Below are 7,586 nucleotides of genomic sequence, written 5' to 3'. Positions count from 1 at the left end.
GGAGAGAAATTGTTAGTGTGTAAGGCAGAAGAAACCATGCATCAAACAGTTTTGCTGCGGCGGAATATATGCCGACTTCTCGTAATCCAAGCATATGCCTGATCATTATTTGGTCTATTCGCATATATATTAATATAGCTACTGAGGATACGACCATGGGCCAGCAACTAACAAGCATTTCTTTTGCATCTTGGGTGTTGAATTTGAAGAAGAACGTCAAAAAATTTGTTCGAGCGAAAACGACTATAAGAAATATCGCTAGTATTGCCTGCTCTAATGCGGTTATTACAACAAACCAAATTAAATTTGATTTATAGAATATGAGTAGTAGCTTGGTGCACGATGTGATTATTAATGAAGTTGACTTGCATAGTGAGGAGTATTTTGCTTGTATTTGAGATTGAAAATAAAAATCAATTACTAGAAATGATGTGAAAAAAGTGCTGCCAGCGATTATAAGTGCATATAATTTTGTTTCGTTATCTTCTTGGATATTGTAGATGGTTGTTGCTGTAAGTGCGTAGCATATTGCGGCTGTTATAGTCATGATCCAGAAAGCGGTGCCCATTAACTCTTGCTTTCGATCAGGTTTTTGTACAAGGTCTCTAGTCAGTACTGAGTCCATTCCCATTCTAGACACTCCAATTAAGAGTGCAGAAATAGTAAGGACATAGCTCAGTGCGCCAAACTGATCTGGACCTAAATATCGAGCTATATAAATACCTACAAATACCCCTGAGAAAAGCCTCAGCAATTGCTCGGTCATCATCCAGGTGCTGTTGCCAAGATACCGACGAAAATTCGGATTTAATGTTAAGTTCATTAGTTTTCGCAAGCGAAATGCTCTACGGTGAATGCCATGAAAATTATGTGTGACATTAAAATTGAATTTTTGGGTTTTGAGGCGGGTTTTAGCGCTTGATGGCTGTTTGGCCTTTAATGAGAAAAGGCCAAGCCTATTTGACGGTTAACTAGATAGTTTTTCTATGAGCGAATTTTTTATTTTTTCACATGCTTTCCCATCGCCGTATGGGTTATGGGCAAAGCTCATCGTTCGGTACGCAACTGTGTCATTCAGTAGGCGATTCAATTCAATGACAATATTGGTAGTTTCGGTGCCAACTAGTTTCACAGTGCCTGCCGAGACTGCCTCAGGACGCTCTGTTGTATCGCGCATCACCAGTACCGGCTTACCCAAAGATGGCGCTTCCTCTTGAATGCCGCCCGAGTCGGTCAAAATGATGTGCGAGCGGGTCATCATGTAAACAAACGGGAGGTAATCCAATGGCTCGATCAAATGGACATTGTCGATGCCGGAAAGCAACCGGTTGACGGGTTCACGAACATTAGGATTGAGGTGCACCGGATAAACGATATCGACCTCTGGGTTTTGTTGCGCGACTTCAATCAGCGCATTACAGATTCGCTCAAACCCGTCACCGAAGCTTTCTCGACGATGCCCGGTTACGAGAATCAATTTCCGGGAAGGGTCGAGAAATGCGCCAGGTGCGGCGGCTTTTTGATTGAGTTCCTGGTCCTTATCAAGTCGCGCCACTACGTCCAGTAATGCATCAATTACGGTGTTCCCTGTAACGATGATGCTTTCGGGTTTGACGCCTTCGCGTAGCAGGTTCGATTGCGAGGTTTCAGTTGGAGCGAAATGCAGAGTGGCCAGTGCACCAGTCAGCTTGCGGTTGCCTTCCTCAGGCCAGGGTGAATACAGATTGCCGGTACGCAGGCCCGCTTCAACGTGAGCGACCGGAATTTGCTGGTAGTACGCTGCGAGGCTCGCGGCGAAGGTGGTCGCGGTATCTCCGTGCACTAAAACGACATCTGGTTTGAAGTCCGCAAATACGTTCTTCAAACCTTGCATGATGGCCGTGCTGACGTCCGTAAGATCCTGGCCAGGTTTCATGATGTTCAGATCGAAATCTGGCTGGATGGCGAACAGGTCAAGCACCTGGTCGAGCATCTCCCGGTGTTGGCCTGTAACGCAGACCTTTGCATCGAAGCGTTCGTCAGACGCAAGTGCAAGAACCAGTGGAGCCATCTTGATAGCTTCGGGGCGGGTGCCAAAGACGCAGAGGGTTTTCATTAGATGCAGGCCATCATATAGGTGTTTGTTAGTGTCGAGAGTTGCACGGGTTAGGTGCGGTAACGGGAGGGCGACACGCTTCAGTAAATGTTCTTCGATAGCAGCGTGAACGGAGTCTTGATCAATATCTTGATGTCCAGCCACAACGACCAATTATTGATATATGCAAGATCCAGCTCTACACGCTTCTCCATCTTGTCGATAGTTTCCGTCTCACCTCGGTAACCGCTGATCTGTGCTAGGCCGGTAATACCGGGTTTGATTCGATGTCGAGCCATATAGGCATCGATTTTTCCGGTGTAGTAATCGTTGTGTGCCACGGCATGAGGGCGCGGGCCAACCAGCGACATGCGGCCTTGGAGGGCATTAAAGAGCTGCGGTAATTCATCAATGGAAGTGCGGCGGATGAATTGGCCGACGCGGGTGATGCGTGGGTCTTTGCGGCTGGCCTGCTTTACCTCTTGGTCATCGTGCACACGCATCGAGCGAAACTTCCAGACCTTGATGATCTTGCCGTTCCAGCCATGGCGTTTCTGTTTGAACAGGATCGGGCCAGGGGATGAGCATTTGACGGCGATGGCGGTGGCCAACAGTACCGGGCTAAGGAGAATGATCGCGATGAGTGCGACGGTCCGGTCCATTATCGCTTTAGAGGCGGCGGCGGTGGGGTAGGACGTCAGTGGGCTCTCGTTCAAGTGAATGGCGGGAAGGCCTTCTATATCACTTACGGAGTGGTTGAGCAGGATCAGGCTTTGCAGATCCGGGGTCCAGATGACGTCGACGCTGGAGTCCAGCAGGTCGATGTACAGGCCTTCGATCTGTTCGGCTTCTGTCAGCGGCAATGCGATGTAGAGGCGCCGAATCTGGTGGGTTGCGATCAGGTCCCGCAGGTGGGCAAGGCTGCCAATCACCGGGTACAGGCCATTGCTGGGCGAGGGGTGGTCGTCCGCGGCTACCAGGCCAACCAGTGGTTCGTTTCTATTGCGAACCAATTTGTCCGCAAGTTCTTGGGCCAGGTCGCCGGTGCCGATAATCAGCGAGGTGCGGGCGGCTTGCAGCTTTTGCTGGTAACGCCGGGAAAGGTTTTGCAGCGGCACATAGAGACAGGCTTGGAGTGCGAAACCGGCAATCGCGAGAATGATGATGACTTCGCGGGAAAAAAGCTGACTGGTTTTGGTGATAAACGCCACGACGGTCAAGCCGGAGAGTAGCACCAGCCAGCCAGCCAACAATCGGCCTAGTCCTACCAGATAGCCATGGTGTTTATGGTAGACCTGCATCATGGAGTAGGAGGGTACCGAGCCGAGCAGTATGAATGCCGCGAGTATGCGGTAGTGGGCTTCGACTTCCCCGGTCTTCATGGTTGCCAGTGCACAGAGCAGGAGGATGAGTGCGGAGATTGCGGCAAGCCATTGGGTCCAGAACGTAAGACCGCGACCGGCTGGTAGCGTGGTGTTGCGCTTGCGAATCAAAATAATCTCCCTTGCATCGATTTGGACATACCATCCTGGGTATGCCTGCTGTCTGGAATGTTCACTCCATGCAGCTTTAGTTGCTGTTTGAGCCTTGGGCACAAACCGGTCTGTGTCGTGGCGTTTCCCTTATCCGTGACAGGGAACGCACTCGCCTTGGCCAATATCAAGGTTTTGGGCACGCTACCGCCCCAGGATTGACCGTTGGTTTCCTGAGAACGTGCGCCGTGGGTGCGACGAATGAGCCGATGCGCGAGCGCTGGCAGTTTATTTTGGGGATGAGGGAGTCAATCGGGCAGGCCGAGCCATGGCTCAGCAGAGGACTATGCGTCTGTTCCTTGACTGCTGCACAACGGGGGCTGTGCAAGGCATCCTGCCGGAATGAAGTGGTTAGCCTCAGCCGAGGGTGCATTCTACTGAGTTCGTAGGAAAAGTGAAGACGGATTTGTAGGTTGGATCCACTAAAAGCGGCGTTTTTATTGGGCGAGGACCGGGTTCGGCCAGATTTGCTGTGGTTCGGGCAGGGTTCGACATTGCAAGCAGTTTCAGCGCTCACAAGTCAGTCATTGATTTTTATTTTTGTTGTTTTAGGTGAGCAAAACGATAGGGGGTGATCAGGTTTTTTCTATTGCGTCGATCGGGACGCTGAGGGTGTGTTCGCGGTGCAGGAGCTGGAGCAGGATCACGATGCGTTCGGCACCGTCGCGGGCCAGGAAAATCGCTTCCAGTTCCTTATAGCTGCCGCGGTTGATGCGCACCCTGTCGCCGGGTTCGAATGCTGTGGGCTCTACGGGTGCCTCGTTGAGTTGCTGTTGCAATTGCTCGATGAGATCGTCAGCGACCGCAATCGGTAGTTTACCGAACGTCACCAGTTGGTTGACTCCGCGGGTAGAGCGGATCGGGTGCCAATTATCGTTGAGTTGGTCGAGCTGGATAAACAGGTAGCCGGGGAAGAGAGACTCCACTGACGTGCTGCGGCGACCGCGCTGAATACGTTCGATCCGTTGGGTTGGTCGGTAGCAAGTGAAGCTCTGGCGAATCAGGTTTTCCTCGGCGCGGGCGTCTTGCCGGGGTTTGCACTGGATCAGGTACCAGCGTGGGGGAGGATGCGGGCGAGGCATGCTAAGGGCTCTCATGGGTGAATCAGGGCAGCGGTGCTGCCCTGATGTCGGGTGTCACTTTTTGTCCGAGGCGTATTCGTATTGATAGTAGCTGTAACTGCCGTAGCCGTAGGCTGAAGCTTTGCGTTCCACGGCGTTGAAAATCGCACCCTTGACTACGATGCCGTTCTGTTCGAAGCGGCGTTTGGTCACTGCGATCTCTTTGGCAGCGTTTACGCCGAAACGGGTCACGATCAGGTTCGTGCCGGACTGGCGGCCTACCAGGGCTGCGTCGGTCACTGCGAGGATTGGCGGGGTATCGATGATCACCAGGTCGTACTGGCTGCTGACTTGCTCCAGGAAGCGAGTGAAGTTGCTGTGCATCAGCAATTCCGACGGGTTAGGTGGGATTTGCCCGCGGGTGATGACGTGCAGGTTGTCCACTTCGGTGGAGTGGGTTGCCTTGTTCAAGTCAATTTTGCCGGCGAGCAGGTCGGATAATCCGTTGCTCACGTCCATGCGGAACATTTTGTTCAGGTAGCCTTTACGCATGTCGGCGTCGACCAGCAGTACCTTTTGTCCGGTCTGGGCAATGATCGCGGCCAGGTTGCACGAGACGAAGGATTTACCCACGGCCGGGCTTGGGCCGGAAATCATCAGGATGTTGTTCTTCGCTTCAAGGGTCGCGAAGTGCAGGCTGGTACGCAGGCTGCGCAATGATTCAACAGCGAGGTCGGCGGGGTTGTTCACGGCTAGCAACAGGGAGCCGGTAGACGCGCGGTTGTTGCCCTTTAATGTGCCTTCAATCAAGGATTGACCCTTGCTGAGAGGGATTGAGGCATAAACCGGGATGCCGAGTTGCTCGATGACCTCTGGGTCTTCGACGCCACGATTCAACGCTTTACGAACCAGTACGTAGGCCACGGCAATCAGGCCGCCGAGCAGCGTTGCGATCAAAACGATCAGCATTTTTTTCGGTTTGACCGGTTTTTCGATGTTCGCATCCGCCGAGTCGATCACGCGAACGTTACCTACCGTACCGGCTCGGACAATATCCAGCTCCTGGGTTTTGTTCAGCAACTGCGTGTAGATGTCGGTGGTGACTTGCATGTCACGGGTCAGGCGCAGTAATTCCTGCTGGGTTTCTGGCAGGTTCTTGACCTTTTTTTCCAGTCCGCGTTTCTGCTGATCCAGCTGACCCATTTGGGTCATCAGTGCCTGGTAGGACGGATGTTCGCGGGTGAAACGGTGTTCCATCTCGGCTTGCTTGAGCTTCAACTCGGAAATCAGGGTTTCCAGGGCTACGATCTGATCGAGTACAGCTTTGGTTTCGATAGTAATGTCTACGGAGCGGGCACTGCTCTGGTAGGCATTCAACTGACCTTCGGCCTTCTCAAGTTGCTTTCGTACATCCGGCAACTGGGAGCGCAGAAAGTCCAGGCTTTGTGCGGCTTCGGCGGAGTTGCGCTGGACGTTTTGCAGTACGTAGAGGCGGTTGATCTCATCCAGTACCTTGTTGGCCAGATCGGGATCTTCGCTTTCCAGCGACAATGCGATGATGCCGGATTCCTTGCCACGTTCAGCGGCCGACACATCTTCCTGGTATTGCAGAATGGTGTTTAGACGACGCTGTTTGGCGACAGTGAAAAGCGCGCCCGCATTGGCGTTCAGGGCGGAGACTTGTAGTTTGAAGCCATTCTGCTCGAGCTTCTCACCCGCCTGACCATGGAGGAGGGCTTCGTCATCGTCATTCAGCAGAGTAAAGGCACCATTTCCCTCAGAGCGTAGTGTCAACCCCTTGCCAAGGTAAGCATCCGGCACTTCCAGTTGGAAGATATCGAGCTTTTCTCCACCCCAAGTGAAGCTGTTGAGACCGAGCAGTGGCGAGGCCACCTGGTTTTCACTCACCGGCTCAAAGCGTCGGCTCAGAAAATGGCCAATCAGCGGGAAATAGTTCGGCTTAACAATAATGTCGAGTTTCAGGTTCTCCACAGCCTTGCCCAGTACCGCGCGGGATTTAAGCAGCTCAATCTCGGTCACCGCCGGAGAGGTGCCGCCGAACATTTCACTCATTTCCCCCATGCCGCCCAGCGCAGCCATGCCGCCTTTTTTCTCTTCAACCTGAACCAGCGCATTCGCCTGGTATACCGGTGTCGACAACAGTGCATACGCAACACCCACCGCGCAAAAGAACGCAGTGATGCCAACAATGATCCACTTGCTATCGATGAAGGTGCCGAAGAGTGCGAGCAGATCGATGGCGTCATCGTCGTCGCGGTGTTCCTGGATGGGGAGGCTGTTTGGGCTTTGCATGCGGGGTACTTTTACAAGAGGTGATTATAGTTTTTGCGACCAGCTGTCGACGCCTTGCGTCATCAGTTGGTAGACGTGTTCGAAGGCGACCTTCTGTTGGCGATAGGGGTCGGGGATTTCCTGGTTGTTCTGCCACTTGCCCAGCAGGAACGTTTTGCCCTGTGCTTCCGGTGCCATTTGCACGATGCGTTTAACGTGGCCTGTTTCCATGGTGAGGATCAGGTCGGCCTGTTGCAGCAGTTCGCGGGTCAGTTGCCGGCCTTTGTGGTCCGGGTGGTCGCCATTGTGTTCGCGCAAGACTTCCAGCGCGGTGCTGTCCATGGGTTTGTCCACGAGGGCGTGGATGCCCGCTGAACTCACATCAATGCCGCGTTCGGCCAGCCTGCTTTTGAGCAGGGCCTCGACGGTGGGGCTTCGGCAGATGTTGCCGATGCAAACGACCAGGATTTTATTGAACATAGGGGCTGCGCAAGTTGCGATTTCAAGTGTGAAAACCGCACAGGCAGGAGGAAGGAGGGGGGTGCTTGGATTCCATTCCAGCATAACTGCACGGCTATCTCCGGTGGCTTACTGCTACCGGGGCCATTTTAAAAGCGTGCACTCTAG

At 53.0% G+C, this 7,586-nt stretch carries 6 protein-coding genes; all 6 read right to left on the bottom strand.

The window, feature by feature from the left end; all coding sequences use genetic code 11:
• On the bottom strand, positions 1-823 hold an 823-nt coding region (locus tag ACRESJ_RS11705; protein WP_431758030.1), incomplete at its 3' end, for a flippase.
• Positions 824-967: 144 nt separating this feature from the next.
• The gene (wecB, locus tag ACRESJ_RS11700) at positions 968-2,095 is read right to left on the bottom strand and encodes a non-hydrolyzing UDP-N-acetylglucosamine 2-epimerase (RefSeq protein WP_431758029.1); all 1,128 of its coding nucleotides are present in this window, start codon (positions 2,093-2,095) and stop codon (positions 968-970) included.
• Positions 2,096-2,175: 80 nt separating this feature from the next.
• Positions 2,176-3,567, bottom strand: a complete 1,392-nt coding sequence (locus ACRESJ_RS11695; protein ID WP_431758031.1) for an undecaprenyl-phosphate glucose phosphotransferase — start codon at positions 3,565-3,567, stop codon at positions 2,176-2,178.
• Between the two features lie 614 nt (positions 3,568-4,181).
• Positions 4,182-4,688, bottom strand: a complete 507-nt coding sequence (rfaH, locus tag ACRESJ_RS11690) for a transcription/translation regulatory transformer protein RfaH (RefSeq protein ID WP_431758028.1) — start codon at positions 4,686-4,688, stop codon at positions 4,182-4,184.
• 54 nt (positions 4,689-4,742) lie between these two features.
• Positions 4,743-6,980, bottom strand: a complete 2,238-nt coding sequence (locus ACRESJ_RS11685; protein ID WP_431758027.1) for a polysaccharide biosynthesis tyrosine autokinase — start codon at positions 6,978-6,980, stop codon at positions 4,743-4,745.
• Positions 6,981-7,004: 24 nt separating this feature from the next.
• Positions 7,005-7,439: a low molecular weight protein-tyrosine-phosphatase gene (locus tag ACRESJ_RS11680; RefSeq protein ID WP_007974078.1), complete on the bottom strand. Its 435-nt coding sequence runs from the start codon at positions 7,437-7,439 to the stop codon at positions 7,005-7,007.
• Positions 7,440-7,586 lie beyond the last annotated feature (147 nt).

The organism is Pseudomonas sp., assembly GCF_050739655.1.
In the GTDB taxonomy this organism is placed as follows: Bacteria; Pseudomonadota; Gammaproteobacteria; order Pseudomonadales; family Pseudomonadaceae; genus Aquipseudomonas.
The sequence above is the reverse complement of the archived record's forward strand: the minus strand, read 5'-3'. Positions and strand labels throughout refer to the sequence as shown.